Source organism: Bradyrhizobium sp. HKCCYLS3077, from assembly GCF_051167555.1.
In the GTDB taxonomy this organism is placed as follows: Bacteria; Pseudomonadota; Alphaproteobacteria; order Rhizobiales; family Xanthobacteraceae; genus Bradyrhizobium.
Map to the genome: position 1 here is coordinate 1,083,555 of NZ_JBNPTH010000001.1, position 26,251 is coordinate 1,109,805.

19 protein-coding genes, 1 tRNA gene and 1 pseudogene are annotated in these 26,251 nt (G+C 64.5%); 10 read left to right on the forward strand and 11 right to left on the reverse strand.

The window, feature by feature from the left end; all coding sequences use genetic code 11:
* Nucleotides 1–70 precede the first annotated feature (70 nt).
* The gene (locus ACQR0Z_RS04800; RefSeq protein WP_434917829.1) at nt 71–2,020 is read right to left on the reverse strand and encodes an AsmA family protein; all 1,950 of its coding nucleotides are present in this window, start codon (nt 2,018–2,020) and stop codon (nt 71–73) included.
* A gap of 331 nt (nt 2,021–2,351) precedes the next feature.
* Between ACQR0Z_RS04800 and ACQR0Z_RS04805 the strand changes: the two genes are divergently transcribed.
* Together ACQR0Z_RS04805 and ACQR0Z_RS04810 are read left to right on the forward strand one after the other, a co-directional pair.
* On the forward strand, nt 2,352–3,080 hold the full coding sequence (locus tag ACQR0Z_RS04805) for a CoA transferase subunit A (protein WP_434861164.1): 729 nt from the start codon (nt 2,352–2,354) through the stop codon (nt 3,078–3,080).
* Entirely contained in the window at nt 3,080–3,730 is a 651-nt protein-coding gene (locus ACQR0Z_RS04810) for a CoA transferase subunit B (protein ID WP_434861163.1), read from the forward strand. Before ACQR0Z_RS04805 ends, ACQR0Z_RS04810 begins: the two co-directional genes overlap by 1 nt.
* A 456-nt stretch (nt 3,731–4,186) precedes the next feature.
* Here the strand turns inward: ACQR0Z_RS04810 and ACQR0Z_RS04815 are convergent, their stop codons facing one another.
* Nucleotides 4,187–5,557, reverse strand: coding sequence for a hypothetical protein (locus ACQR0Z_RS04815; protein WP_434917830.1), 1,371 nt, complete (start codon nt 5,555–5,557; stop codon nt 4,187–4,189).
* A 111-nt stretch (nt 5,558–5,668) separates the two neighbouring features.
* On the opposite strand from ACQR0Z_RS04815, the gene ACQR0Z_RS04820 reads away from it, so the two are divergent.
* A complete protein-coding gene (locus tag ACQR0Z_RS04820; protein WP_434917831.1) occupies nt 5,669–5,986 on the forward strand; it encodes a hypothetical protein in 318 nt (105 codons plus the stop codon).
* 93 nt (nt 5,987–6,079) lie between these two features.
* Here ACQR0Z_RS04820 and ACQR0Z_RS04825 read toward each other — a convergent pair whose 3' ends face one another.
* The 3 genes from ACQR0Z_RS04825 to ACQR0Z_RS04835 form a co-directional block, all read right to left on the reverse strand.
* On the reverse strand, nt 6,080–6,964 hold the full coding sequence (locus ACQR0Z_RS04825) for an SUMF1/EgtB/PvdO family nonheme iron enzyme (RefSeq protein WP_434917832.1): 885 nt from the start codon (nt 6,962–6,964) through the stop codon (nt 6,080–6,082).
* Nucleotides 6,965–7,015: 51 nt separating this feature from the next.
* The gene (gene nirK / locus ACQR0Z_RS04830; protein ID WP_434917833.1) at nt 7,016–8,110 is read right to left on the reverse strand and encodes a copper-containing nitrite reductase; all 1,095 of its coding nucleotides are present in this window, start codon (nt 8,108–8,110) and stop codon (nt 7,016–7,018) included.
* Nucleotides 8,111–8,546: 436 nt separating this feature from the next.
* A complete protein-coding gene (locus ACQR0Z_RS04835) occupies nt 8,547–8,756 on the reverse strand; it encodes a hypothetical protein (protein ID WP_434861158.1) in 210 nt (69 codons plus the stop codon).
* 205 nt (nt 8,757–8,961) lie between these two features.
* Here ACQR0Z_RS04835 and hemN point away from each other — a divergent pair, with 205 nt between their 5' ends.
* Together hemN and ACQR0Z_RS04845 are read left to right on the forward strand one after the other, a co-directional pair.
* Nucleotides 8,962–10,314 (forward strand): oxygen-independent coproporphyrinogen III oxidase, encoded by a 1,353-nt coding sequence (gene hemN, locus ACQR0Z_RS04840; RefSeq protein WP_434917834.1) that lies wholly within the window; start codon nt 8,962–8,964, stop codon nt 10,312–10,314.
* 302 nt (nt 10,315–10,616) lie between these two features.
* Nucleotides 10,617–10,808 (forward strand): DUF1858 domain-containing protein, encoded by a 192-nt coding sequence (locus ACQR0Z_RS04845; protein WP_434917835.1) that lies wholly within the window; start codon nt 10,617–10,619, stop codon nt 10,806–10,808.
* Here the strand turns inward: ACQR0Z_RS04845 and ACQR0Z_RS04850 are convergent, their stop codons facing one another.
* The gene (locus tag ACQR0Z_RS04850) at nt 10,809–11,525 is read right to left on the reverse strand and encodes a Crp/Fnr family transcriptional regulator (protein WP_434917836.1); all 717 of its coding nucleotides are present in this window, start codon (nt 11,523–11,525) and stop codon (nt 10,809–10,811) included. It abuts the gene before it with no gap.
* A gap of 164 nt (nt 11,526–11,689) precedes the next feature.
* Here ACQR0Z_RS04850 and ACQR0Z_RS04855 point away from each other — a divergent pair, with 164 nt between their 5' ends.
* A complete protein-coding gene (locus ACQR0Z_RS04855) occupies nt 11,690–12,901 on the forward strand; it encodes an NnrS family protein (protein ID WP_434917837.1) in 1,212 nt (403 codons plus the stop codon).
* Here ACQR0Z_RS04855 and ACQR0Z_RS04860 read toward each other — a convergent pair.
* Nucleotides 12,886–16,374, reverse strand: a complete 3,489-nt coding sequence (locus ACQR0Z_RS04860; protein ID WP_434917838.1) for a PAS domain-containing protein — start codon at nt 16,372–16,374, stop codon at nt 12,886–12,888. The two genes, ACQR0Z_RS04855 and ACQR0Z_RS04860, sit on opposite strands and share 16 nt — an antisense overlap.
* Before the next feature lie 306 nt (nt 16,375–16,680).
* Here ACQR0Z_RS04860 and ACQR0Z_RS04865 point away from each other — a divergent pair, with 306 nt between their 5' ends.
* The 3 genes from ACQR0Z_RS04865 (at nt 16,681) to ACQR0Z_RS04875 (ending at nt 18,097) form a co-directional block, all read left to right on the forward strand.
* Nucleotides 16,681–17,061 carry a phasin gene (locus ACQR0Z_RS04865; RefSeq protein ID WP_434880001.1) on the forward strand — a complete coding sequence of 127 codons (381 nt, stop codon included), beginning with the start codon at nt 16,681–16,683 and terminating at the stop codon, nt 17,059–17,061.
* A gap of 265 nt (nt 17,062–17,326) precedes the next feature.
* Nucleotides 17,327–17,761 (forward strand): phasin, encoded by a 435-nt coding sequence (locus tag ACQR0Z_RS04870; protein WP_434880000.1) that lies wholly within the window; start codon nt 17,327–17,329, stop codon nt 17,759–17,761.
* A gap of 259 nt (nt 17,762–18,020) precedes the next feature.
* Nucleotides 18,021–18,097: transfer RNA gene (locus ACQR0Z_RS04875), tRNA-His, on the forward strand.
* 202 nt (nt 18,098–18,299) lie between these two features.
* Here the strand turns inward: ACQR0Z_RS04875 and ACQR0Z_RS04880 are convergent.
* Complete coding sequence (locus tag ACQR0Z_RS04880; RefSeq protein ID WP_434917839.1) at nt 18,300–18,701, reverse strand: integrase arm-type DNA-binding domain-containing protein; 402 nt, start codon at nt 18,699–18,701, stop codon at nt 18,300–18,302.
* Between the two features lie 787 nt (nt 18,702–19,488).
* On the opposite strand from ACQR0Z_RS04880, the gene ACQR0Z_RS04885 reads away from it, so the two are divergent.
* On the forward strand, nt 19,489–19,740 hold the full coding sequence (locus tag ACQR0Z_RS04885) for a hypothetical protein (protein ID WP_316237146.1): 252 nt from the start codon (nt 19,489–19,491) through the stop codon (nt 19,738–19,740).
* A gap of 662 nt (nt 19,741–20,402) precedes the next feature.
* On the opposite strand, the gene ACQR0Z_RS04890 is transcribed toward ACQR0Z_RS04885, so the two are convergent.
* The 3 genes and pseudogenes from ACQR0Z_RS04890 to ACQR0Z_RS04900 form a co-directional block, all read right to left on the reverse strand.
* The gene (locus tag ACQR0Z_RS04890; protein WP_434917840.1) at nt 20,403–21,383 is read right to left on the reverse strand and encodes a hypothetical protein; all 981 of its coding nucleotides are present in this window, start codon (nt 21,381–21,383) and stop codon (nt 20,403–20,405) included.
* A gap of 45 nt (nt 21,384–21,428) precedes the next feature.
* Nucleotides 21,429–24,161, reverse strand: a complete 2,733-nt coding sequence (locus ACQR0Z_RS04895; protein WP_434917841.1) for an AAA family ATPase — start codon at nt 24,159–24,161, stop codon at nt 21,429–21,431.
* Between the two features lie 321 nt (nt 24,162–24,482).
* Nucleotides 24,483–25,780, reverse strand: a pseudogene (locus tag ACQR0Z_RS04900) (DUF2130 domain-containing protein).
* Between the last annotated feature and the right edge of the window lie 471 nt (nt 25,781–26,251).

Here is a 26,251-nt window from a genome sequence, read left to right on the forward strand (position 1 = left end):
AGAAGTAATATATCAGACATAGGTCGAGGCCGCGGGCGTTGCCTGACCACGCTGAACGGGGCTGGTGCGATCAGTTCTGTTTGGTGGAAGTGCCGCCCGTGGGAGCATCGGCCTGCGGCGCGTTGTCCTGCTGTGGCGGGCGCAGCCCGCCGCCGGTGAAGCGCTCCAGCACCGAGCGCACGGCGTCCCGGGTCTTGCGATCCTTCACGGCATCGAGCAGCGGCGCCGCCGCCGGCGCTCGGCGGATCAGGCTTTCCGGATCGGGGAAGATCAGCGGATCCTCCCAGGGACCCTGCACCACGAAGGGCAGTTCGAAGCCGTTGCCGCCATTGCCCGATGACAACAGGCTCGCGACGCCCTTGAAATCATATTCGCGGCTCGGCACCGAGGCCGTGCCTGTCATCGTGATACGTGACGTCTGGCTCTCGACGCGGATGTCCTCGGCCGTGGCGATACCGTCGGAGAATTTCACGGCGACCGTCAGCGAATCGTACGGTGTCGACCCCGAGCGGAAATTGCCGCCCCGCGACAGCGGGCTGCGCTCCAGGCGCTTCAACAACTGCTCGACGTTGAAGCCCGAGATCGCGCCGTCGCGCCCCTGCAATGTCGCGCTGCCGTCCAGCGATTGGGCCAGCCCGAACGGGCTGGAGCCGGACGCGGTCAGGGACATGTTGAGATTGCCGCGTCCAGACAGCGAGGAGATGCCGAACATCTCGTTGGCGCAGGTCTGCAGGTCGACGTCGTTGAATTGCAGCTCGGCCTTCACGTCGGCGATGGTGTCGGCGCGGGCAATGCCGAACGAGCCGCGCACGATGCCGCCATACATCTGCGCTTCGCCGACCGACAATGCGAGCACGCCGTTGCGCAGGTTGGCGCCGAAGGCGGTGCGCCCGAGCTTCGAGGACCCGACCGTGACTTTTGCGGCCGATAGCCGCATGTCCAGATCGGTGGTCGAGAGCGCCTTGAGATCAAACAACTGCCGGTTCCAGTCGCGCGCGCCATTGGCGAGCAGACGGACGGTCGAGATATAGGGGGTGAAGTCGAGCGCATCCGCGGCCAGCGTCGCCTGCAGCGCCTGCCGGCCGTTGTTGGCGTAGGTCATCACGCCTTCGGCGGTGTTGCCGTCGAGCTCGACATTGACATTGGTGAGCGCGATCGAAGCGCCGACGACATTGGCGCGCGCGCGCAGCGCAAAGCGGCCGAAGCCGCCGCCGCCGATCGGCGTCTGTCCGGTCCAGCGGAGCGCGTCACGCAGCGAGGGGCTGTCGACGGTGAGCGTGCCTTCCATCAGCGCGCTGGTGCGGTTGGCGACCGTGCCGTCGAACGCGACCTTCAACGGTGGGCTGGCGAGGCGCATCTTCAGGCCGGACCGGTCGCCCGACAGCGCCGCGAGGAAATCACTGACGCTGATCGAGCCTTCGATGCGCTGGCCGTGCCAGTCGAACTGGCCGGTGGCGGCGAAGGAGCGCGAGATCGACGGCCAGGCCAGCGAGAGGTCGATGTCGTCGAGCCGCTCGGAGGCATGATGCGACTCGTCCTGATAGACGAGGATGCCGTCCTGGATGCGGATCTCCGAGAACGACATCTGGCTGTCGGGACCCGGGCGCATGGTGCGCGCGATGGTCTCGATGAACGGCGTCCAGTTGCTGTTGCCGTCGGCCTCGCGGGTGACGTTGATCTGCGGCCGCAGCATCATCACGTCGGCGATCTCGAACCGCTGCAACAGCAGCGGCAGCAACTGCAGATTGGCCGTCAGCACGTCGACGCGCAGCGCGGGGTCGTCGGCGCCGCTGCCCTTCAGGCCGACGTCATGGAAGGAGACGTAGCTGCCGGGAAACAGCGAGACGTCGATGTGTCCCTTGACGACGAGCTCGAGCCCGGTCACGGCACGGATCTGGGTCTCGACCGCCTTTCGCAGTGCCTCACGATTGACCAGCCAGGAGCTCGCGAGCAGGCCCACCAAGGCGATGCCGAGCAGCACCGCAATCGGTGTGCCTAACCGCCTCATTCCTTGGGCCATGGTGACGGGCATGTCCTGGGATTATCTCTTGGATCGTCGGATCGCTGGTTACGAAAGACGGGCAGGGTGCGCCGAAAACCCCTGCCAACATCAACAACTTGATGCGCTTTCTTGACGCTTTCAAGGCCGCGCCGCTGGTGTGGCCGGATTGCGGCGGAGCCCGCATCGTCCACAGAGTCCGGCATCCGGTCGATCCCGGGGACGCGGATCGTTGCGACTGCTAAAGCAGGATGTGCCCCTTGGGAAGGCATCATTGACGCATTGCGAAGATTTCGCCTAATAATCCGGTTGATACCCGTGCGATTGCCGCCCTCCATTAGGTCATTCCCGTATGAACAAGGTCTACCCGGACGCCAAATCCGCCCTTGCGGGCCTCCTCAAGGACGGCATGACCATCATGTCCGGCGGGTTTGGTCTTTGCGGCATTGCGGAAACGCTGTCGGATGCCATTCGTGAGTCAGGGGTCAAGGACCTCACCGTCATCTCCAACAATGCCGGCGTCGACGGCATCGGGCTGAGCCGATTGCTGGAGACGCGGCAGATCAAGAAGATGATCTCGTCCTATGTCGGCGAGAATAAGCTGTTCGCCCAGCAATATCTGGCCGGCGAGCTGGAGCTGGAGTTCTGCCCGCAGGGCACGCTGGCCGAGCGCATCCGCGCCGGCGGCGCCGGCATTCCCGCCTTCTTCACCAAGACCGGTGTCGGCACGCTGGTCGCCGAGGGCAAGGAAGTCCGCGAATTCGACGGCGAGAAATATCTGATGGAGCGCGGCCTGTTCGCCGACATCGCGATCGTGCATGCCTGGAAGGGCGATACCGCCGGCAACCTCGTGTACCGGAAGACCGCGCGCAACTTCAATCCGATGATGGCCACGGCGGCCAAGGTCACGATCGCCGAAGTCGAGCATCTCCTGCCGGCCGGCCAGATCGATCCCGATCACATTCACACGCCGGGCATCTTCGTGAAGCGCCTCATCGAGGTCGGCACCGCGCTCAAGCGCATCGAGCAGCGCACCGTCCGCAAACGTGAAGCCGCCGCTGCAGCGGGGGAGGAAGTCTGATGGCCTGGACACGCGAGCAGATGGCGGCGCGCGCCGCCAAGGAACTGCGGGACGGCTACTACGTCAATCTCGGCATCGGCATTCCGACGCTGGTGTCGAACTACATCCCGCCGGGCGTCGACGTGGCGTTGCAGAGCGAGAACGGCATGCTCGGCATGGGTCCGTTCCCCTTCGAGGGCGAGGAGGATCCCGACCTCATCAACGCCGGCAAGCAGACGGTGACCGAACTGCCGATCACGAGCTACTTCTCGTCGGCCGATTCGTTCGCGATGGTCCGCGGCGGCCATATCGATCTCTCCATCCTCGGCGCCATGCAGGTCGCCCAGAACGGCGATCTCGCCAACTGGATGATCCCCGGCAAGATGGTGAAGGGCATGGGCGGCGCGATGGACCTCGTCGCCGGCGTCAAGCGCGTCGTCGTCGTCATGGAGCACAGCGCCAAGGACGGCCCGAAGCTGCTCAAGCAGTGCACGCTGCCGCTGACCGGCGAACGCGTGGTCGACATGGTGGTCACCGATCTCGCCGTGTTCACGATCGACAAGCACGGCAATGACGGCATGGCCCTGATCGAGCTCGCCGACGGCGTCACGCTCGACGAGGTCAAGGCCAAGACCGAAGCCGAATTCCGGGTCGCGCTGAAGAATACCTAGGGCTTGATGCTCTCCCCGCAAGCGGAGGGGAGAGCGTCGTGCCGAGGCGAAAGCGGAGCAACTCATAGCGACGCTGTGGCCCCAGTTGAGAGCGGACTAACTCACGGCGACACTGCGTCCCCGCAGACGGTCCGCTCCCCTCCCCTTGCGGGGAGGGGTCGGGGGTGGGGGTTCCCGAATTCCGCTGTTAGTTGTAAAGCGCAGAGCGAGGGACCTCCTGCAAGTCCGTCGCCATCGGTGATTTCAGGCAGCACGTCACTCACGACCTTCATCGCCCGGAGACCCCCACCCCCGACCCCTCCCCGCAAGGGGGAGGGGAGTCCGCCGTTGCCGAGGCGAGAGCGGAGCAACTCATAGCGACGCTGTGGCCCCAGTTGAGAGCGGACTAACTCACGGCGCCACTGCGTCCCCGGAGACGATCCGCTCCCCTCCCACTGCGGGCCCAAGAGGGCGCCGCTACCAGCGTCGGCACAGCATCTCCGCTACCTTCACGGCCAGCCGGCACGCGGCATCGCGCGCCGGGCTTGCCGCGTGTGGCCCGGCGTCCACCAGCCGCTGGATCACGAGGCACGGCACGCTGCGGCTGAGACAGATCAGCCCCATCACATAGGCCACGCCGTCCATCCCCAATGCGCCGGGGAATGCCGCCGACACGTCGGCCTCGGAGCCGTCGGTGTCGCGCGTGACGGTCATTCCTTCGAAGAATACGCCGATGTCGTCCAGCATGGCGTCCGCCGCCTCGTGCGCCAGACGGCAGAGCTCGGGATCGGCGGGAATGATCATGCCGCCGTCGCTGAGGTAGGGTGGGTCGGCAATGCTGAGGGCATCGCGCAGCTTGAGCTGTATCCGGAACGGCGCGACCGACGTGGCGATAACGAGGTCGCCGGGGCCTGCGCCAACGAAGCGGGGTCCGCGAGCGACATGCGGAAGCTTCGAGCCCAGCGCCTTGGCCCACCCCGGCATGATCAGCCATTTGGCGCCATGCTCTTCGATCGCCACGGCCGCCGCGCCGGCCACTTCGGTCATCGACCGTCCGAGGCATATGACGGCATGAAAGCAGCCGTGCCGGATGATCGCGCGTGCGGCGTTGCGCTGTTCGATGAGCGCGCCCGGACCCATGGCCTGAATGAGGGCTTCGATGTCCTCCGGCGTTTCCACGACGAAGCCGATCGTGTTGGCCTTGGCGTGCAGAAAGTTGAGCGCGTCGAGCATTGCATTGATGCTGGCCTTCTCACGGCCGTCGAGTTGTTGCCAAAGCGCTTCCAGCACGTCCAACGAGGCTTCGATGCCCGCACCGATTACGCCCTGGCCGAGCGGGCGCCCGGGAGTTTCGCAGCGGTAGAGTTCTTCCAACGCCTGCAGCATCGTTCGGCGATCCTTCACCGCACAGGCGCCTTGCAGCACCCGGGCGAGGACCTGCGTGCGCTTGCCGAGGTCGAGCGGAACGGCCAGCCAGGCGAAATCGGCGAGTTCCGCGGCCTGCTCCGTGGCGGCCCGCTGGAATTCGCCGACGACCTGACCATAGTGCCAGCTGAGCTGCCAGGGCATGACCTGGCGCCCGCGATACCGGCCGCGCTCGATGCGCTCGAGCGATTGCCCCTGCAATTCGTTGCGCAGGTCGGGATCGACGCCGCCCGCGCGCGAATCCAGCAGGCGATAGGCGCGCGCCGCGATGGCCGGTCCGAACCATTCCTGATCGGGGGCGCCGACCGAAAGTCCGCTCGGCATGCGGATCTGAACGGTCCTGCGGAACTGATCGAGCTCGCGCTTGGCAACCCTCGCAGCGGTGGCCGAGATCGGCTGCACCTCGCACAGGCCATCGACCACGCTGGCCCAATCCCAGAAATCGTCGCCATAGAATGGAATACGATACTGGCGGCTCGCGACGATCCGTGCGCAGACCTCTTCGACGGCCGGTGCAACACGGCTGAGAATGTCGTGACGCGCAAGGGCTGCGTCGGTGAGGCATTGATGGACGATCCTCACCGCAGCCGCATTGGCGACGTGCCAATCCTTGGCGGCGAATTTCAGCGGAATCCGAAGATATTCGAGCGCATCGATGAGGCAGCGCCCGGCCAGGGCCCGTGGCGAATGATCGTCGAACCAGCTGGTGTTACCGATGCCATACCCATGCAGGTCGGACGTGAAGAAGACCGGCGGATGTCGAGGAACCACACTCGCCTCCTGGCCCGCTCATCGCGTCTCTCATTTCAATTGTGTAACGTTTGTAGCTCCATGGTCGCAACCGAAAGTTGAGATTGCGTGACTGGAATTTGTGCCAGTGTCCGCGCACCGTCGCGCCCGGGCGTGTCCGCCCGGGCCGCGGCGGGATGAGGCTTCAGGTTCCCATCAAACTCCCGTTGCGCCGCGCAGCCGGCTGAGCCGCTGCGCCATGCTGCGACTCCAGCTTGGCTGCTCGCGCACCAGGCGGAAGCCGAGATTGGTGGGCGGCGTGCCGGAGGCGCAGCCGCCGGCTCGCGCATCGCGGATGAAGTCGGTCACATAGGCCCGGTGCGCGCCTTCGGCCAGACGAACCCCGCAATTGCTGACGGTCTTCGTCACCCGCCCGGCATCATCGTGTAGCTTCCGCGTGAAGCAGGTCGATGTCCATTCCCACACATTGCCGGCCATGTCCGCCAGGCCATGTTCGTTGATCCCGAACGCGCCGAAGCTGCGGGTCCTGCCATCCTCGGGCAGCGCGGCTTCGCGTTCGTAGCGGGCGATCCAGCGTCGTGACGGATCGGCGTCGTCGACCGTGACGCTGTCGTCCTTGAAGCGGCTGCTGGCGGCGTGGGCCCATTCCACATCCGTCGGCAGCCGATAGAGATCGCCGGTCTTGTGCGAGAGCCACGCGGCGTAGGTGACGGCGTCATGCCAGCTGACCTGCACCGCCGGCCGGTCGATGGCGATCGACACGTCACGATCCAGCGCCCGGCAGCGACGCTCCTCGACACAGGCCTGATAGTCGGCGGCGCTGACCTGGTTGGTCATGATCGTCAAGGGATGAGCGAAGCGGATCGCCGTGAGCGGCGCCTCGGCCGGACGGCCGTTGCGCAGGTGGTCTCCGGAATCGCGATAGCGGATGGTCGCGGGCGCGATCTCGGTCAATGCCGGACCGTCGAAGCCGGGCGTTGCGGCATCGTTCAGGCCGGTGAGCAGGGGAGCCATCGCGGTCGGACCGGCGAGGCCGACGATGCAGGCGAGAGCGAGCTTGAGCTTGAAAGCGAGCAGCATGGCAGCACATCGGAGAGGGAGGGGGCCGGAGCGGCCGGCCCCCTCGGTTGATCAGTTGGTCGAACCGGTCGGAATGTCCGCCGGAGCCTTCACCTGCGTCATCAGGTCGTCGTTCCACTTGCCTTCGACCTTGAAATGGGCGGTGGCGCCGAGATTGGCCGCCTCGATCAGATTGTGGGTGACGTAGGCGTAGATGCCCGGCTGCAGGAATTTGTAGAGCGCAGCGCCGGCAGAGCCGCCGCGGATGAACCAGGTCTCGAGCCCGGTCTCCGGCGCGTTGGAGAACTTGCCGGTCTCCCAGACATAGTCGCCATGGCCGCCGATCAGGTGCGGGCGGCTGTCGCGGTTGGCCTGCGAATGCACGATCAGCACGTTCTCGCCGACATTGGCGGTGAGCGCATTCTTGCCGGTGAGCGCGCCGGCCTTGCCGTTGAACACCACGTGGGTCGGCGTGAGCTTGCGCATCACCTCCTCGGTGTCGGAATAGGCTTCGCCGGGCGAGTCGTAGGACTTGAAATTGCCCTTCTCGTCGCGCGGGACATACAGGTCCTGCTCGCCGATGTAGTAGACGCGGTCGTAGCGCAGGGCGTGGCCGCGGCCGTCGTTCAGGCCGTCGCGCGGCAGCACCATCACGGCGCCGTTCATGCCGGACACGACATGCCACGGGATCATCGGGCCGCCCGGGGCGCAGTGATAGACGAAGACGCCGGTGCGCGTCGCCTTCCAGCGCAGCACGACCTGCTCGCCGGGATTGACCAGCGTCAGCGCGCCGCCGCCAAGGGCTCCTGTGGCAGAGTGGAAGTCGATGTTGTGCGGCATGGTGTTGGTCGCCGGATTCACCAGCGTCACCTCGACGTAGTCGCCTTCGTGGACCACCATCAGCGGACCCGGCATCGAGCCGTTGAAGGTCATGGCCTGGAAGGTGGTGCCCTTCTCGTCGATCACCATCTTCTTCTCCTGGATCACGAGCTTGAACTCCATGATCTTCGGCCCCTGCTTGGTGGCCTGCTCGTGCACATGCACGAACGGCGGAGCCACCAGATCGACCTTCTGGCGCGGCAGCTTGAGATCGTCGGCAACAGCGGGAGCCGCAAGCATCATCGCGGCGATGGCTGCACTGAGCAGGGCGGTGCGGCGGGTCAACATGGATCGCTCCTTCGTTTGGACCTGTTGTTTAGCCGCGATCAGCATGCGCCCGTGGGAACCGAGCTTGTTTGTGCTGCAACAAGCAACTTAGCAATTGCGGGAGTGTGAGGGCGAGCTTGTGCTCGGCGCGCAGCAACGCGCCCGCAATTGATTTGCAAGCGCGTACGGAGGGCGCGTCCAACGACCGAGTCAGCAAGTGCGGGACTACACGCTGGTCATCACGTGTGAGGTCCGAGACGGGGACGACGCTGTCTCCACGTCGTCATGCCCGGGCTTGTCCCGCCTGCGCGGCCGAAGCCGCTTCGGCGCGGCGAAGGCCCGGGCATCCACGTCCTTCCGAGTGCGCCGATCGACGTGGATGGCCGGGACAAGCCCGGCCATGACGCGGAGGGAGTTGGGCTCAAACGGAGTTCGCCGGATGCGGTCGCGCTGGGCCTCAGCTCAGCCAGCGCACGGCCAGCAGCACGACGAAGGCGATCGCGGCGGCGATGCAGAACACGGTGGTCAGGAACATCGCGATGTTGCCGGCCAAGCCGGTCGGCCCGGAGTCCTCGTGAAACGAATCGAAGCCGTCGGACTGGGGGATATGGCCGCGGACACCGGCAATGAACGCAAACGAGCGGATGAGCAGGTGCAGGGCTTCCATTGCGGATTCCTCGAATCGTCGATGACTCAAGGATGGTGCGAAATAGGCCGGCGACTTTGACCAAGCGCAAAGTCGGGGGCGAAAGCCGGAGTTCTACTGGCAAAATTGACGGGGGCATGTGCCGGCCGCGCGCTTTGAGGAAGCTCAAGGCCGTCGCCCTGGCCTCGTGTCAAATGCGTCCGAACCCCAGGTGGACAGGCGGGACATGAGACCAGATCTTGCAGCATGCTACGGGCAGGAGCGCCTGCCGCGCTATACCAGCTATCCCACCGCGCCGCATTTCTCGGCGGCGGTCGGCGCCTCGACCTATGCGGAGTGGCTGCGCGCGATCCCGGCGAGCGCAACGGCATCGCTGTACCTGCATGTGCCGTTTTGCCGCTCGATGTGCTGGTACTGCGGCTGCAACACCATGGTCGCCAAGCGCGACGAGCCGATCGCGGTGTATGAATCCGCGTTGCGCTGCGAGATCGACATGGTGGCGCGCCAGATCGGCCGGCGGCTTCCGGTCGGCCATATCCATTTCGGCGGCGGCACGCCCACCATCATGGCGCCGGAGTCCTTCGTCGACCTCGTCGGCTCGCTGCGCCATTCGTTCTTCGTGCAGCCTTCGGCCGAGATCGCCATCGAGATCGATCCGCGCACGCTGACGCCGGCGATGATCCGCGCATTGGGGCTGAGCGGCGTCAACCGGGCGAGCCTGGGCGTGCAGAGCTTCGATCCGCGCGTGCAGCAGGCCATCAACCGGGTGCAGAGCTTCGAGCAGACCGCCGCCGCTACCAACGGTCTGCGTCAGGCGGGCGTTGCCGGCGTGAATTTCGACCTGATCTACGGGCTGCCTTATCAGACCGTGGCGTCGTGCCTCGACACCGTCCGCCGCGCCATCGAGCTGCGGCCCGACAGGCTGTCGGTGTTCGGCTATGCGCATGTGCCGTCGTTCAAGACGCACCAGCGCAAGATTGCTGATAACTCGCTGCCGGACAGTCTGGAGCGTTACGATCAGTCCTGCGCGATCGCCGATGCGCTGAAGGACGCCGGCTACGTCCAGATCGGGCTCGACCATTTCGCCCTGCCGGATGACACGATGACGGTCGCCTTCCGCGAAGGCCGGCTGCACCGCAATTTCCAGGGCTACACCACCGACGCCAACGATCTCCTGCTTGGCTTCGGCGCCTCGGCGATCAGCCAGCTGCCGCAGGGCTACGTACAGAACGCGCCGCAGGTGCGCGCCTATGAGGAGAAGATCGCCTCCGGCGGCCTCGCCACCGTCAAGGGCTATGGCCTGACCGACGACGACCGGCTGCGGGCTGACATCATCGAGCGGATCATGTGCGACTACGGCGTCGACCTCGATGTCATCTGCACCCGCCACGGCACCGAGACGGATGACATGCTGCGCTCGGCGCCGCGGCTGCAGTCCCTGATCTCGGACGGCGTGGTCGAACTGAACGGCAGCGCGCTCGCCGTGACCGAGCATTCGCGGTTCCTGGTCCGCAGCGTCGCCGCCGCCTTCGATGCCCATCTCGACGCCTCGAAGCAGCTGCACAGCCGGGCGGTGTAAGGCGGACCGGTCGCATACGAATACAATGTGTAGCAGGCAGTGCGCCGTTCCAACGTCCTTCGAGACGCCCGCCTGCGGCGGGCTCCTCAGGACGAGGGCGGATTTCGCGGAGAGCTATTGACCCTCATGGTGAGGAGCGTCGCTCTTGCGACGCGTCTCGAACCATGAGGCCTCAGACGGCGCGTAACAAGAAGCGATTGCCTTGGGGTCCAAACAGAGTCACGTTGCGGCACGGTGCTTGTGCCGCGACAAAGACGATCACAGGTCCGCCGGCTACCATTCACTTTCGAATGGAGGCCCGCATGTCCATCTCATTTGACGAACTGGTCGACGACGTCATGCGGCGCAGGCCGGAGACGATCCGCGTCTTCCTTGCGTTCCAGATGCGCTGCGTCGGCTGTCCGATCGCCTGCTTCCACAATGTCGCCGATGCCTGCCGCGAGCACGGCGTCGATCCCGACGCGTTCCTGTCAGCGCTGTGCGCCTGCACCTGATCAGCCGCGTGACGACGGGCTCTCCGCGCTCTGCTCCGCCAGCAGCACGATCTTGTGCGGCTCGCGCAGGATGATCTTCTGGCGGCCGCTTTCGACCAGGCCCTGCTGCTCCCAGCCCGACAGAATGCGGCTCACCGTGTGCAGCGTCGTTCCGGTCATCTGCGCGATGTCCTGGCGACTGATGGGGAAGTCGATCTGCACGCCGTGATCGAGCTTGCGGCCGGCCTGGTTGGCGAGTCGCAGCAAAGCATGTGCGATGCGCTGCTCGACCTGCTGCGTCGACATCTCGATGACGCGGGCATGGGTCTCCTGCAGCCGCTGTCCCACCGTCTGCAGCGTATTGGCCGCCAATGACGGGAACCGCGCCACCAGCCGCGGCCAGGCGGCGGACGGCCACGCCAGCACGATGCTGTCGTCGACAGCGGTCGCCGTTGCCGGATAGTGCTGCAGCCCGATCGCCGGCGCGACGCCGAAAGTGTCGCCCGGCACGACGTAGCGCACCACGATCTGATCGCCGGTCGGCGTCGTCTTGCTGGCGCGGACATGGCCGTGCAGCAGCAGGAAGAACGAGGTCGCGTCGGCGCCCTGCTCGAACACCGCGCCGTTGCGCGCCACGCGGATGGAGCGGGCCTCGCGCAGCACGTCGGTGAGATCCTCGGCCGACAGGCCCGCGAACAGCGGCAGATGCGCGACCAGCGAGCGGTCGATGGATGCCATGAGGGTCTCCGGCGGGCCACGGCGAATGGGCGCCGCTGCTTAGCACGGTTTTGCGATCGGCCGGAAGTTTGTGCTGGCGCAACCCACCGCGAATGGCTGGCAACTACATCTGAGACGCAGCGCCGCGCGCGCGGTTCCGTCACCAGATCGAAGCGAGCAAGCCCATGGCCATTCCCCGCAACTATCAAGGCTGGACCGTTCTCGCCAACGGGTTCCGCCCGTTCTTCCTGCTCGGCGCGATCCAGGCCGCGCTGGCGATCCTGATCTGGCTTCCGGCCTATTATGGCGAGCTGAAGCTGAACTCGACCTTCGCGCCGCGCGACTGGCACGTGCACGAGATGCTCTACGGCTATCTGCCGGCGATCGTCACCGGCTTCCTGTTCACGGCAATACCGAACTGGACCGGACGGCTGCCGATCCGCGGCCTGCCGCTGCTCACCCTGGTGATCGTGTGGATGGCGGGGCGGCTGGCGGTGACGCTCGCGGCGCCGGCGCCCTGGTGGGCGGTGCTTGCGATCGATGCCAGCTTCCTGCTGCTCGTCGTGCTCGCCGCCGCGCGGGAGGTCGTGGCCGGGCGCAATTGGCGCAATCTCCCGGTGGTCGCGATCGTCGGCATCCTCTGCGCCGGCAACATCGCATTCCACATCGAGGCGCATGTCAGCGGCGCGGCCGATGTTGCGATCCGCATCGGCGTCGCCGTGATCGTGCTGTTGCTGGCGCTGATCGGCGGCCGCATCACGCCGAGCTTCACCCGCAACTGGCTGGTCAAGCACAATCCCGGCCGGCTGCCGGTGCCGTTCGGCAAGTTCGACATGGTCGTCGTGCTGCTCAGCGCGCTCAGCCTGCTCGGCTGGATCATCGTGCCGGAGGGCCGCGCGACCGCGCTGGCGCTGGCTCTGGCAGGTCTGATGCATACAGCGCGGCTCGCGCGCTGGGCCGGTGACCGCACCTTGCGCGAGCGGCTGCTGGTGATCCTGCATGTCGGCTACGCCTTCGTGCCGCTGGGCTTTCTCGCCAGCGCGGCGGCGAGCGCCGGATGGGTGCTGCCGAGCGCCGGCCTGCATGCCTGGATGGTCGGCGCGGCCGGCGTGATGACCTTGGCGGTGATGACGCGCGCCACGCTCGGTCACACCGGCCATGCGCTGACGGCCGCGCCGGCGACGCAGGCGATCTATCTCGGCATCATTCTCGCGGCCATCGCGCGGGTCTGCGCGGTGCTGCAGCCCGTTCACGCCGAGCTGCTGCTGCATGTCGCGGCGTTCGCGTGGATCACGGCCTTCGCGGGCTTTGCCCTCGCCTTCGGCCCTCTGCTGCTCGGCCTCAAGCGCCGCGCGCTCGCGGTACGCGCGGAGAGATCGGCTCAGCCGGCGCTCTGATTGCGCGCCATCGCGCGCGGGAACACCACCTCGATCATGGTGCCGGATTTCGGCGCCGCCTTGATGTGGAACTGCGCGCGATTGGCCTCGACCAGCGCCTTGGTCAGCGACAGGCTGAGACCCGCGCCGTCGGAACTGTGCTCGGCGGCGCCGGCGGCGCGGAACGGTTCGAGCGCCGCGGCGACCTCCTGGTCGTTGAGGCCCTGTCCGGTGTCGCGGACGCGCAGCACGACCTCGCCGAAATCCGACAGTGCCGTCGACACGATGACCTGGCCGCCGGGATTGGCGAGCGAGATCGAGGCGGACATCAGGTTCATGGCGATCTGGCGCAGCGCGCGCGCATCGGCGATCACCGGCGGCAGCATCTGCGACAGCGAGGTACGGATGATGATGCGGGCGCGATTGGCCTGCGGCTGCATCACGCCGACGCAGCTCTCGACCAGCTCGTTGAGGTTCTGGCTGGAGAAGGCGAGCTCGAGCTTGCCGGTCTCGATCCGCGACAGCTCCATCAGATCGTCGATCAGCGACACCACGCGCTCGCCGGAGGCGCGGATGTCCTTCATGTATTCGGCATAGCGGGTGTTGCCGATGGTGCCGAAGCGCTCGCCGATCATGACCTCGGCGAAGCCGATGATCGCATTCAGGGGCGCGCGCACCTCGTGGCTGATCCGCGCCAGCATGTCAGCCTTGGCGTTGGCGGCGCGGTCGGCGACGCGGCGCGCCTGCGACAGCTCGCTCTCGCCCCGGCGCGCCTGCGACAGGTCGCGGAATACGGCAAAGAAGTTCGGCCCATCCGCGCGTGTCCGGCCGATCGTCATCGACAGCGGAATCGCGCCGCCCTGGGCGAGCTTGGCCGTCACTTCGCGGCTCTGGTCGAGCAGCCCCGACTGGGCTGCTGCCTGTTGCACGCTGTCGAGATCGTCCAGCACGAGGCGGGCGCTCTCCGGCGCGAACAGCTCGATCAGGTTGCGCCGGACCAGCGCCGCGCCGTCATAGCCGAACAGCGCTTCGGCGCTGCGGTTGCAGGCGTGAATGTTGCCGCCGGCATCGAACATCAGGACGCCCTCGGACGTGACGTCGAGAATCACCGCCAGATCCTCGGCATCCGCATGGCCCGCAGCCGGCGGCGCAACGACCAGCGGAGCCGGTGCAAGCGGAGCAGGCGCGGGCGCCGCCGCGGTTTCCACAGCGGGAGGAAGGGCCGCTGCCGGGCCTGGCGGAGGCGCGAAGATCAGCGCATGTGCGGTGTCGCCATCCCAGGTGATCGTGAACAGCCGTGCCTCGGCCTTGATCTCCTCGCTGGAGGAGCCGTCGGCCGCGGAGATCGTCACCGGCGTGCCGGCTTCCGACTTGTTGGATGATGACGACACGCCGGGCTCGACATACAGCGCATCCAGCCCGCCGGCCTGTTCCAGCGCGGCGAGATCGGCATAGCCCATCTGCTTGAAGAATGCCGGGTTGCCGTAGAGCAGCCGGTCGAGCCGGTAGATCAGCATGCCCGTCGGCAGCAAATCGAGCAGGATGCGGTCGCGCTGGCTGTCGCCTTGCGCCGGCGGCGCTTCCGGAGAGAGCCACTCGGTCTGCAATTCGGTGCCGTGCGCGTAGGCCGCCTCGGCCGCGCCCGGCGCCTCCGGGGAGGATGGCGGCGCGAACGGATCGCTCACGCGCGCGCCCGCATTGGACGGTGCGATGGCGGCTTCCGCCGGCGCGGTGCGCGCGTCGCCTTCGAGCCGGGCCGACAGCTGTCGCGCGAGTTCATGAAACGCATTGTTCTCCACCGGCGTCAGCGCCGGATGCTTTGCCTCGCCGACGGCGCGGAACGGCACCACATTGCCCGTCGTTTCCAGGCCGATCCCATCGATGTGGGGCCTGTCGGCCGCAATGGAAGCGTCGCGCGTGGCGTGGGTGAGATTGTCCGGACGGGGCGGCGCATCTGCGGCCGGCGGATGGTCGGATTCGACAACATCCGCGGCGTCGGGATCATCCGATCCGTTGCGGCGCAGCGCCTCCAACCGGTCCAGCGCGTCGAGATCGCGGCAGACGCCGAAGCCCCGATAGCCGGCAAAGATCTTGTCGGCGGTCATGAAGACGGGCAGGCCGGACATCTCGATCGCGAGCCGCTCGCCGCCATCGGCAGGCCAGGTCACGACGATGCCGCTCCAGGTCTCCCGCGTCTCGAGGGCGGCGCTCAGCCGTCCCTCCGGATCGAGGCCCAGCGCCGCGGCAAGATCATGCCACGGACGGTCGAGCTGGGCGGCGCTATCAGGCCCGATCAGGCGGATGAAGGGATCGGAGCCGATCGAAAAGCGTCCCTCCGCATCGATCTGCCACGACAGGCGCAACGGATGGCGCCGCCCGCCGCCCGGTGCCATGTCCGTGCCGGCCTGCTCATGTGCCGGCTCCGCATCAGCCTGCACCACTGGCGAAAGCTGCATGGTCGCGGTCTCAGTGATCTCCTGCGCGTGTGAGGCTGATGCTTCCTGGGCTGCGGAGACCGGCGAATGGATGTCGGGCGTCGTCTGCGATTCCGGCGCGAGCGGCTCGAACAGATCGGCGGCCGCGGGATCGTCGATCAGCAGGAATTCCGCCGGCGCTTCGTTGGACAGCGCAGGGGCTTCGTAGTCGGTGTCGCGTTCGGTCATTGCATCCATCGAAGCAGGAGGCGGAGGTTCGGCCGCGTCCTCGGGGGCAATCGGCTCGGGGGCACTCGTGTCAAAGGCGCTCGTGTCAGAGGCGCTCGGGTCAGCGGCATGCGTTTCGAAAGCGGGGGCTGCCGGCGTCTCGTCCGCTTGTGCCGCACTCAATGTTTCGATCTCATCGGCGACGGCCGGCAGCGGCGCCGCCACCAGGCCGATCTGGTTGCCGCTGCCGATGCGGTAGAGCACGACGCAGTTCGCTCCGAACGTCACCTCGGCGACGCCGTCGGCCAGCGCCGCGAGGCGCGGCGCCGTATAGACGGGCTCGCTCAGATCGTGGATGCCGAACTGCTGGCGCCCGGCAGGGCTAGTGCCGGTGAACTGGCCGTCCTGGGTGAAGGCGATCAGCGCGTGACCGCTGGTTTCCACCAGCCGCCTCAGGCGTTCGGGAAACGGGACGTTGCGCCCGGCATTGTCCGTGCTGGTGATCAGCACGGCGCGCGTGCCGTCCGCTAAATCGAGCCTGGCGCAGCCGCAGGTCGCGAGCGTCCCGAGCGGCGCGCCGAAGCCGCGCAGGCGCTCGAGCCGGAGCGTGCCGTTCTCCGGCAGCCGCCGCGCCAGTTGGGCGATCTGCCGGCGATGCGAATCGGCCGGGCCGAATGTCTTCGCGACCAGGGCCGGCGCGTTGGCCGCGCCGAGCGCCCGCGCGCCGATCGCATTGGCCCACAGCACGCGGCTGCCGTCGGCGGCCCACAGCCACGCCGGCAGCGCGCCGGCGGCATGAACGGCCAGCCGTGGATCGCTGAGGGCCTGCAATTCGAGATCGGCGTGGGTCATGGGCGGCGAGGACGAATGGCTCTTTGACTTTGATCTGCGGCCGGAACTGGCAGCGTTAAGAATTCGTTACTATCGCGCGTTTTGAGGGCCGAGGTCCACGGCCCGGCCAGCGGGCCGTCCTGCTAAAGCTTGGATAACCTTAATGTGTTCCTCCGCCGCGCCCGGGCGCGGCTCGAGGCGGACATGAGATTCCGGGCGTTGCAATTGCGGCGCGGGCGGTCACGATGAAAGTGGACGGGACGTGCGGATGGGCTCCGGCCCTGCCGGCGCCCCGCAAGCCAATTTGGGCATCGGGAGGAGAGACACATGACGGACGACGGGCGCCGATTCGAGATTCCGAAGGACATGCGGGCCATGGCCGAGGCCGGCTTCGACCAGGCCAGGCAGACCTTCGAGAAGTTCCTGGCCGGGGCGGAAGCGACCGCCGGCTCGCTGGAGGAGCGCGGCGCCACGGTGCGCGCGGGCGCCAAGGACATCGGCGCCAAGGTGCTGTCCTACGCGGAGAAGAACGTGCAGACCTCGCTCGACTACGCCCAGTCGCTGGTCCACGCCAAGGATCTGCCCGAGGTGCTCAAGCTGCACAGCGACTACATCCAGGGGCAGATGCGATCGCTGGCCGAACAGGCGAGCGAGATGGGTCAGGCGATTCAGAAGGCAGCGATCGACGCCACCAAGCCCAAAGCCTAAACGACGCAGGCGTGAGCGACGCGCCAGCCTGACCATCCCGTGGTGCACGCTTGAATTGAGCGGCCCGTCCGCTCAATGGCCGCGCCGCGACAAAGAGTTCCAGTTCTCGGAATTTGCCGTTGCGTTGCACAAATTCGACACGATATAGCTCTACGCGAGGTTGTTACCTCCCAGGGGCGGTTCCTCTGCGTGATCCCAAGCCGTGATCCAAGCGACGTCTCGTAGCCGGGACGATTCAGCCTTAATGTTCCGAAGGATGCATGCCATGACCAATGCCACCGATCCTTTTTCCGCGTCCATCATTCCGTTCGAGGTTCCCGAGCAGGTGCGGGCGCTCGCCGAAAAGGGCGTGTCGCAGGCCCGCGAGAACTACGCCAAGTTCAAGGACGCGGCCGAGACCCACAATTCGGCCATCGAGGCCTTCTTCGCCAACGCCAGCAAGGGTGCCGGCGCCTATTCGTCCAAGGTGATGGAGTTCACCAAGGCCAACACCACGGCGTCGCTCGATTTCGCCCAGGAGCTGTTCAGCGTGAAGTCGCCGTCGGAGGCGATGGAGCTGTGGGCCGGCTTCGCCCGCAAGCAGTTCGAGGCCTTCACCGCCCAGGCCAAGGAGCTCGGCGAGCTCGGCCAGAAGGTCGCCACCGAAACGGTCGAGCCGATCAAGGAAAGCGCCACCAAGCTGTTCAAGCCGGCGGCCTGAATCACCGCTTGAGCCCCGCTCGGCGCCCCGAGGCGCCAGCGGACGGCCGCGAATCCCGAGCCCGGCGCGTCCTGCGTCCGGGCTCGATCCTTTTCGAGCCCGCATTCTGGGCAGTCGCCGGAAGCGCTCACAAAGGCGGCAAAAAACGCCGGGGAGGCGGGCGACTTTATCCGTTCTCGGACTTGCCAAATCTCCCCGTTGCACCTAGTTTCCGGCCCGTTCGGGCGCCCCCTCTCGCGGGGCCATCCCCGTTGCGGATGCAGTTGTAGCTCAGTTGGTTAGAGCGCCTGTCTGTGGAACAGGAGGTCGGTGGTTCGAGCCCACCCAACTGTACCAAAATGGTGGAAATCCCTGTCTCTCCGATAACTTGCTGATAGACCAGCCGTATTTGAGCGCCCTAGATACAAGACGGCGTACAAATGGTGTTGCCGATGGTTGGGCTGGTTCCAGCAAAAAAAATGGCGACTTGGTTGCACGCGAGGGCATCCCCTCCGACGTCCGAGCGGATTACGCGCGCCTCTATGCCGTACGATGGGAGTCACAGTTGCGCCTTGCTGCCGGAGCGCCGAAGGCGCTTGCAAAGGTTTAGCACAGCGAATGGCTGGTCGAGGTTGAGACCCGCATCGCAACGCTCCGCGCTCAGAGGAACGGCCAGGGGCAACCGCTCACAAAGCTCAACGCCACCCTCGAACTTGTCCATGAGCTCTTTAGCCACGGCTTCAAACGTATTTGCCCGAGCCATCCTGGCGTCGCGGCGCTCGGCCTTGCGCTCAACTGAGGGATCGATGTCTTCCGTCAGGAGCCGTTTGGCGTTGTCCCGCTTGATACGGGCGTCCAACAGCGAGACGATTGGATATTGCCCGAGCGCAAGCAGTTTTTGCTTGCCGTCATAGCGATAAGCGAAGCGCCACAGCTTCGAGCCCGTCCTAGTGACAATCATGAAGAGCCCCCCCTTCGTCGGAGCGCTTGTAGTCCTTCTCTGCCGGCTTGAGGTGCCGGAAATAGGCGTCGGTCTTGGCCGGCATTGGTTCGATCCCACCCAAAAAGCGCGATACATCGCTGCCGCAAACTACCACCTAGGATACCAGCGGAGGGAGCGGATACCAACAAACCAGGGCGAACACCGGCGTAGTGCCAAGGGCGGTTTGGGTATGGAATCTAAAGATAAATGGACGTCGGCGGATGAGGGCGGACGGTCAAATGGTGCCCCTGGCCGGCAGTCGCCTATTCCCATAACCATCTGAATTTAAGGTCATTTTATCCGTCAATCGCTGCCGATACCAGCAGAAATACCAGCAAGATGACGCGCGCTGTATCAGCTCGCAAAAATAAAACAGCAGGCGCCTCGGCAGCACGCGCGGCCCATGCCTTCTGGCCTCTACAATCGTCCCAACCGGAATCGAACCCGGCTCTGACTCCCCATCGGATCGAACTAATTTGATATCACGCGGGCAAGAGAGGATTCTGCCATGCGTACATCGTCTAGTATGCCCCACGACGCCGAGCGGCACTTACCTCGCGCTGGACGGTTTCGGCGGTCGACCGGTTCGCTTGGTGCCAGACGGGCGCCGAAAGCACTCATCCGTCCAATGACGGCGGCGCGCCAATGTCGGACAAGGCGCTGCGGATCATAGGCTGCGATATTGGCCCCGGCGGCGACCAATGTGCGCCCGGCTTCCGCGCGACAACGGCGACCCTACTCAACAAGGAGGGCGCGTTCAACAGCAATGGTGGAAGTCGATCTCGTGCACTACGCGGAGAAAAAAGCGCTGGCGCCTTGGCGGCGCCAGCTCGACAAAGGCGGCAAGAACAAGATCTACGGCATCTACGGCCGTGCCGCCTGTTGCGCCGAACGCCTGCGTTTAATGCAGCATTTGGCTAATTGCCTCTACAACCTGCGCGACGGTGTCTTCGCCGTCTCGCTGCGCAGATCGGCGGCCTGGCTTGGTCTCGTTTCGATCCTCGGCAGCGAATCGTGATATTCATCCACGCTGTCGAGGTCGATCAGCGTCTTGCCTCCCATCTTGTAGGCCCTGATCCTGTCGTGGGCGATCAGCTCATAGGCCTTAGTCTTTCCGAATTTGCCATAGCGGCAACCGTCCTTGAACTCGACGAGTCGGCGACGCTTATTGTTATCATTGTCAACCATGGTTCCTGCATGTGCTTCGAAGATCTCCGCGACAATCAAACAAGGTTCCTCTGAGCGAGATGAGCATTTCCACGGCACGACCTTGATATCGACGCGGGCTTACCAGCAAGACGCTGCGTTTGTGGTAGCTGGCGACGTTCCTGCTGACCTGTTTCGACGCCATCTGCGCGTACCCAATTCCCCGGGTTGCGCTGATCTATATCGCCTGCGGTGCCAAACAAAAGGCCTTCTGATGCCGTCGCTAACTCCCGCGCGCTTTAGCGTACAAATCGGACGGACCGGGAGCGCCATAGGCAAGCACTCGTAGCCTGCCGTCCCCGACTCAGCTGCCCTGTTAGGTGACTTCCGGTGCCAGCCACCATCCAAGCTCATCATAGGAGCAAGAAACGCTGAACTCCGCGAGGCAGGCGGCCAAACGTCGTCCAACACCTCAACGGATCGTCACGGACCGGCCGGCACGGCTTGATTCCGTCACGAGAGCCGCGCGCCAGTCTATTCGAAGCGTGCGTTCCGCTGCTTGTCCTCTGCGGTCTCCCTGACGCGGGCCTCCTCGATCTGAGACCGCAGGCGATCCAGCACGTCCTTCCTTGTTGCTCGCAATTCGGTGTTGTCGCCAACATCAAGCTGCGCCAAAAGCCTGAAACGGCTTTCCATCTCTGTTGCCCAGGAACCACTCCAGCTATTGGGATAAAGCCGCTTGACGAAAAACGAAAGCATGGCTGCCGGGTCTGGTGCATTTTGGAGGAGCAACGGGGCAAGAGGCGACCACTGCAGGGGAGTCGCGTGGTTATCCTTCTTGAAGAGCGATCCCACGCCAGCCGCGATCGGATAGCGCGTGTCCGGGTCGAGCCTGCACCAGGCAATCAGCACTTCCGGCGGCACACCATCGAGCGGGCTAGCCCGCCGCCGCGTGAGGGTTTCCGCAAGGCGGACGCCAGCTTTGACCGACTCAGCGTCGCCGGCGAACATTTCATTGAGAGCCGCAACAGGCTGGACGGTGAATAATGCTCTTAGCAAATCACGGTAATCATGCGCGCCACGCGTGTGGTCGATAGACGCGTCCTTGAACATGCGAAGAAGCTGCCGAGCGACATCTTCTCCTTCCATGCTGTCGTCAAGCGCCAGGTTCTCGGTAAGATGGGCAACGCCCTTGTTGACCTTCTCGCGCTCGTTCCCGGTCAGAAACGTCTCGGCTATACCGGCCAGCACACCCGGAACGTCGATGCCAAAGTCGCCCGCAACCAAGTCATCCGGTTTTGACTTGGCCCCTCGAAGGAAATCATCGAGCTTTCGCAAGGCCACAAAGCTCATCAGGCGTGTTGCCTCGCCCATCAGTTCGGCGCCTCTGTCCAAGCCCGCGACGATGTCTTCTTCATCGAAGAATTTGGCGAAGTCTTCACACCATATCGTGAACACAAAGCAGTGGTCGATGCATTCGCAGATCGTCGCAATCTGGCCGGATCGTGTGTCCATCGCCACTCGTCTCCCCGAACCAGAAAAAGAAAATTGCCGCGCCGGTTAGCGGCTGTGGAGTGTCGCGTAGAACCGCTTTTGAGCTCCAGGCGTTGGCTCATACTTGAAGCAATCCTGATAGTTTTCGATCGCCTGCATCACGCCGAGCAGAGCGGGAGCGGAGAATGCCGTCGTTTGCCCCGTTGCCCAATGGGATACGAAGTTGCCGATGATCGTGGCTGAGTGCATTTGCAAGGCCTGCTTCTGGGCCGGTTCAAGGATGAGGCTGCCGGCCCGATCCTCAAGCTCCACCGCCGCCTTGATGGCGTTGAGGTATTCGCCCGGTGTGCGCTTATCGTCGCCAAACGCGAGATCGGGCGGCACGGGAATGCGGCACTTGTCGATAATCGTTTGTAGGACATATTCGAGATATTGCCGCAGCCGGGGCGCCGCATCGTCCACGCGTCCTTGGTTCAGTAGGGTGTTCGTTGCATCGCGCACCTTGTTGACCGCGCCCGACTGCAGGAGCACGGCCGTGTGCGCAGTTCCTTCGAGCCTTTGATGCGACCAGTCCGGCGAGCCGGAGTGCTTGTTGAACAGCTTCTCCAGCAACGTGTCGTGGCTCAGCAATATCACTTGTGGCCCGTTCGCCTGGAGAGGCCGCGCGAAACGTGTTCGGATGACTTCGACAAGGTGATGCTGGTGCCCGGCATCGAAGCTCGATGTCACATCGTCCAGCACCATGAAACGCGGCGCGCCCCCGTAGAGGGAGGCAGCCGCCAGGTAAACGGAAACGGCAAATGCGTTCCTGTAGCTCTCCGACAGCAGTGCTTGCGCCGAGACGTCGTGAAGGGTCCAGAAGGTTGCCAGGCCGATCGTGAGATCTTCCGTTCCCGACGGTTTGCGAAGGATCGGCGTTACGGGGCTGAACATGATTTGATGGAACAGGTCCTGGCAGAGCGGTTCAACCCTTGCGAGCCGGGTCGCGGCCATTCCCGACTCGGCCTGCGCGAACACCGCGCTCGCCTCGTCGAGGAAGGATTTCAGCCGTGCGATGCGTTGGCCACGTGCGGTGAGCTCGGTTGCCTCCCTTCCGGCTGACTCGAGAGTGGCCCAGTTTGTCTGCAGCCGCTGCGCCGCTTCAATGGCCCGTGTAACTGTCACCAGCGAGGGCGGCATCTTTTTTGAAAGGGCGGCACTTTCGGCTGCGAGCCTTTGTATCTCCGCTTCCGCCTTGGCCCGCATCGTCGCGATGTGCGATGCGAGCGCGGTGATTTCCGCGCTCGCGATGGTCCCTTCCTCGCCGGAACGTTTCAGACGCGCGAGAAGGAGGGCCTCGTCCTCCCCGAGTACGAGCTTTTCGAGCGCATCCAGGTCTGACCAGCCTTTGGCCGCCCATTCCGTAGCCACGGCCGCGGTTGCCGTTTCGACAGCGTCATATTGGCCGAGCTTCTCACGCACGTGGTCGAGCACCGAGCTGTCGTGTTGCACACCGCACGTCGGGCAGAGGTTCGGTGACGCCCATTCGGCCCCAGACATAACTTCGTCGCTGACCTTGTAGAGCCGCTGCAGCGGTTCTCCCGCAGTCCCGGCAAGGGCATCCTCGCGCGTGCGTGCAAGGCCGTGCAGTATCTCGGCGTCACCGTTGGTGGGCGTGGCTTTATTCGCCGTCTTCCATCGCTCTTCGGTTTGTATGAGGGAGGCGAGGCGCGCTTTATCGGGACCGCCTTCAGCGGCGTTCACGGCCGCGTGGCAATCGGCGCCGCTGATCTGCATGAAGGTCTTGCCGTCGCAGTGCGGCGACAACGTGGGTATGGCCGCCAAGGCCGCGTGGCAGCGCGCTTGCGAATCGGCGGCAGGGGCCTGCGGCGCGATTTTTTCAAGGACAAGGGCTTCGTAGTCCGTCTCAATGGCTTTTCGCGCCGCGACGATGGACCGGTCGGCGGCGACCTTCTTGGCAGCTTGCGCGCTTGTATCGAAGTGCGAGTTGAAGGACCGCGTGTGGCTTAGTTGCTGCAGCTGCTGGCGAAGGGTGGAATAGCGGGCAAGACCCAGCAGACCCGAAAAGGAGCGGCCCCGGTTCAACGCCGTCTCATCCATGAAGCTTTGAAAGGTTTGTCCATCGAGAAGCACGAATTCGCGGTTGAGTTCTGCGAGAAGGGCTTCGGCATCTTGGTGGCCGGACACACTCCTTTGGCCTGCTGCGTTGCGGGTAACCGTTATCGTGACCGCGGCTCCGCCATTGTCGGGCCGCAGGGTCAACTTGACTGTGCCGAGGCCGGCCGGGTGAAACCGGTTCAGGTAATAGTCTTGCGGCCGTTCGGCCTGAAGCAGCCGGTCCAGCTTGTCGATCTTGCCCCGGAAGGCAAAGCTCAATGCATCGTAGATCGAGCTCTTGCCGACGCCGTTTGGCGCGGTAATGGAGCTGACGCAATCGGGTTTGAATTTCAGCGCGAGCGGCGCGCCTTCGTTGTTGATGCCGCGAAAGCCTTCGATCTCCAGCCCCTCGAGGAACCATTGGATTGGCGCAGCAACTATTGTTGCCGGGCTCGGCGGCGGCGAAGCGGGCTGGCTGGGGGCGGCGCTGGGTGCCGCAGTGGCGGGCGGGCTCGAGAGAGCTTCCTCAAGCGCGTCGAGCAAGTCGCCTTTGTCTTGTTCACCGTTGGACAAGGCGGAGAGCGCGCCCGCCAGAATGGGACCGGCGACGGCATCCAGCTTTGCGAGCTCGGCTGAGAAATCCGTGACGTTTTGATCGAAGTTGGACGTGTCGCTAAAAGCAAATGAAACGGTTGTCGGCATCGTTTCCTCCCCGTGCCAAAGGTATCACGGGACAGCGCAAATCTCACCAGATTTGCTCGGTTAGCGTGCAATAAAAATTTGGGCAACCGGCGCAGTCGATCATCGCATCTTGCTTATGCGGTCTTCGACGTGGAGCGCGTATCCTCAATCCGATCGCCGCCCTAGGATTCCGACTTCGGACAACGGCGTTGTTGGAGAGCCGCCTTTGGCGTTGCTGGCGGTAGACTAGCCGCGCAGCACGACGTCAGGATGCTACGACTGCCATTCCAAAAATTCCGCGCGTTCGAAGCAGGGTAGAAAGCTTCGCGGCTTCCCAGACCATCATCCAGCCCTTCGTTCACTCTCTGCCGAGCTCTCCAGTAGCGGCATATCGAGGCTTGGAATCTCCGGCATGGCTTTGCCGGCAATCGCCTGCAGGTCGCCGACCATGCCCACTGTAGACTCGATCACGGACAGGATTTGCGTCTCGCGCTTGGCCCACTGCCTGCCCATAAACTTGCGCTCCTTGTCGAGGTCCTCGCGCATGTCGTTGAATTTCTCAACAACAGCTTCCACCCTCTGCCGGAACTTGATGCCGGTTAGATATTGATAGACCTGTTCCATCTTGGTCTGTTGTCCGTGCTGCGCTAGGCGCGACCCACTGACCTCGATAAGGGTCTGACGAAGAGCGACAGCAACCGGGAGAGCATAGCGCGGATGAGCGACCCATACCCCGTCGACTAGATCAAAATGCTCGATGTGCTTCGGAAGAGCCTGGGAAATGATAAGGGCAACGTCGGCCCCACAACGCCGCTGGTCGTCCACCCATCGCTCCACGCTTTGGTAGGTTTGGACTCCCAAAGGATGATGCCGGCGGCTTGGCCGATCGAACCATTGACTTGCTGGACAACATCGGCACCCAGCTCGCCTTTGCCGACAGCCTCGACCAAGTCGGTCGGAAAACGCCCACGCAGCAGTACCTCGAGCTCAAGCTCAAGCACTTCGCCCTGGGACTGCTGAGAGCCTTGCTCAGCTTTGCGCTTCAGTTCCTCGATCGTGCGAGCCATCGACTCGATCGTCTGATCCTTTTCCGCGACGCGCAGCCGAGCGGCTTCATCAGCTTCCTGGCGGGCTTTGATCTGAATTTGATTGATCGACGCTTGAACGCGTTTTTCGACAGTGAGATCGAGTTCGCGCTTTTCTTCGTCCAGGGCGCGCTGCCGACGCATCAGCTCCGCCTGTTGTTGCTGGGCCTCGGCAAGCTTGGCATTATTGACCTCCAAGGTTCTCCGGAGCTCAATGGCCTCGGCTTCCTTTGCGAGGAGGTCAGCGGCCGCCGCCTCGTGGGCTTTCTTGGCTTCCGCGGCGACCAGTTGGCCGCGCTCGGCGGCTAGGCGGTTCGAAACCTGTTCCTCAACCTGCTCACGGTCCCTGGCGAGCTGCTCACGCTCCAGCCGCAGCGCCTCGGTCTTGCGCGAAACCTCAGCATCCTTGTTGGCCAACTGTTGCTGGAAGTGTTGCCGGGTCTCAGCCAAAAGCGGAGCCGCAAGAGATTCGGTTAGCGGAATTTCGTGGTTGCAGTTGGGGCATCGAAGGATGGGCTCCTGAGCGGCGCCGGCCGCGGTTGCTCTGAAACTCATGAGTCGTCTCCTTGGTCGCTCCCCCCAGGCTTGCCGGAACTAAAGGTGATACGGCGAGCCGACACGCATGCGGCTGTACCGTGATTTCCACATCCCGGTCGAAGGTTGTGAGCACCCGCATCGGCTTTTCCACCGAAACCAGCTTGAAATGCAGCGGCGATTTTCCGCGCGGACATCAACCGCCTCATGTGCGGCCTAAGGCTGGTGCTGGTTGGCGTTTGGAGGCCGAGCTCGTATCGCCGTCAACAACAAATGAATTTTTGCGGCGATGAGGCGGGAGATCACGAGCGCAGCTGTCGATCTCGCGCTTTTTCACAGGATTCCTCCGCCACTCCAGTACGGATAAATCGGGAAAGACTTGCGGTTGCCGAGCGCGCTTCAACCTACGGATCGAGGCCGCGAGTTCTTTTTTCGTGTTGCCGCCAGCTGAAGTACGTTTTCCGTGCAATACTAGAACAAACCAAGAACACG

Bases quoted from the DNA above. Each gene is read 5' to 3' on its own strand.
- ACQR0Z_RS04860 (WP_434917838.1), bottom strand. From the start codon at position 16,374: ATGACCCACGCCGATCTCGAATTGCAGGCCCTCAGCGATCCACGGCTG.
- ACQR0Z_RS04825 (WP_434917832.1), bottom strand. From the start codon at position 6,964: ATGCTGCTCGCTTTCAAGCTCAAGCTCGCTCTCGCCTGCATCGTCGGC.
- hemN (WP_434917834.1), top strand. From the start codon at position 8,962: ATGAGACCAGATCTTGCAGCATGCTACGGGCAGGAGCGCCTGCCGCGC.
- ACQR0Z_RS04835 (WP_434861158.1), bottom strand. From the start codon at position 8,756: ATGGAAGCCCTGCACCTGCTCATCCGCTCGTTTGCGTTCATTGCCGGT.
- ACQR0Z_RS04885 (WP_316237146.1), top strand. From the start codon at position 19,489: ATGGTGGAAGTCGATCTCGTGCACTACGCGGAGAAAAAAGCGCTGGCG.
- ACQR0Z_RS04895 (WP_434917841.1), bottom strand. From the start codon at position 24,161: ATGCCGACAACCGTTTCATTTGCTTTTAGCGACACGTCCAACTTCGAT.
- ACQR0Z_RS04850 (WP_434917836.1), bottom strand. From the start codon at position 11,525: ATGGCATCCATCGACCGCTCGCTGGTCGCGCATCTGCCGCTGTTCGCG.
- ACQR0Z_RS04800 (WP_434917829.1), bottom strand. From the start codon at position 2,020: ATGGCCCAAGGAATGAGGCGGTTAGGCACACCGATTGCGGTGCTGCTC.
- ACQR0Z_RS04810 (WP_434861163.1), top strand. From the start codon at position 3,080: ATGGCCTGGACACGCGAGCAGATGGCGGCGCGCGCCGCCAAGGAACTG.
- ACQR0Z_RS04865 (WP_434880001.1), top strand. From the start codon at position 16,681: ATGACGGACGACGGGCGCCGATTCGAGATTCCGAAGGACATGCGGGCC.
- ACQR0Z_RS04890 (WP_434917840.1), bottom strand. From the start codon at position 21,383: ATGGACACACGATCCGGCCAGATTGCGACGATCTGCGAATGCATCGAC.
- ACQR0Z_RS04805 (WP_434861164.1), top strand. From the start codon at position 2,352: ATGAACAAGGTCTACCCGGACGCCAAATCCGCCCTTGCGGGCCTCCTC.
- ACQR0Z_RS04870 (WP_434880000.1), top strand. From the start codon at position 17,327: ATGACCAATGCCACCGATCCTTTTTCCGCGTCCATCATTCCGTTCGAG.
- ACQR0Z_RS04880 (WP_434917839.1), bottom strand. From the start codon at position 18,701: ATGATTGTCACTAGGACGGGCTCGAAGCTGTGGCGCTTCGCTTATCGC.
- ACQR0Z_RS04855 (WP_434917837.1), top strand. From the start codon at position 11,690: ATGGCCATTCCCCGCAACTATCAAGGCTGGACCGTTCTCGCCAACGGG.
- nirK (WP_434917833.1), bottom strand. From the start codon at position 8,110: ATGTTGACCCGCCGCACCGCCCTGCTCAGTGCAGCCATCGCCGCGATG.
- ACQR0Z_RS04845 (WP_434917835.1), top strand. From the start codon at position 10,617: ATGTCCATCTCATTTGACGAACTGGTCGACGACGTCATGCGGCGCAGG.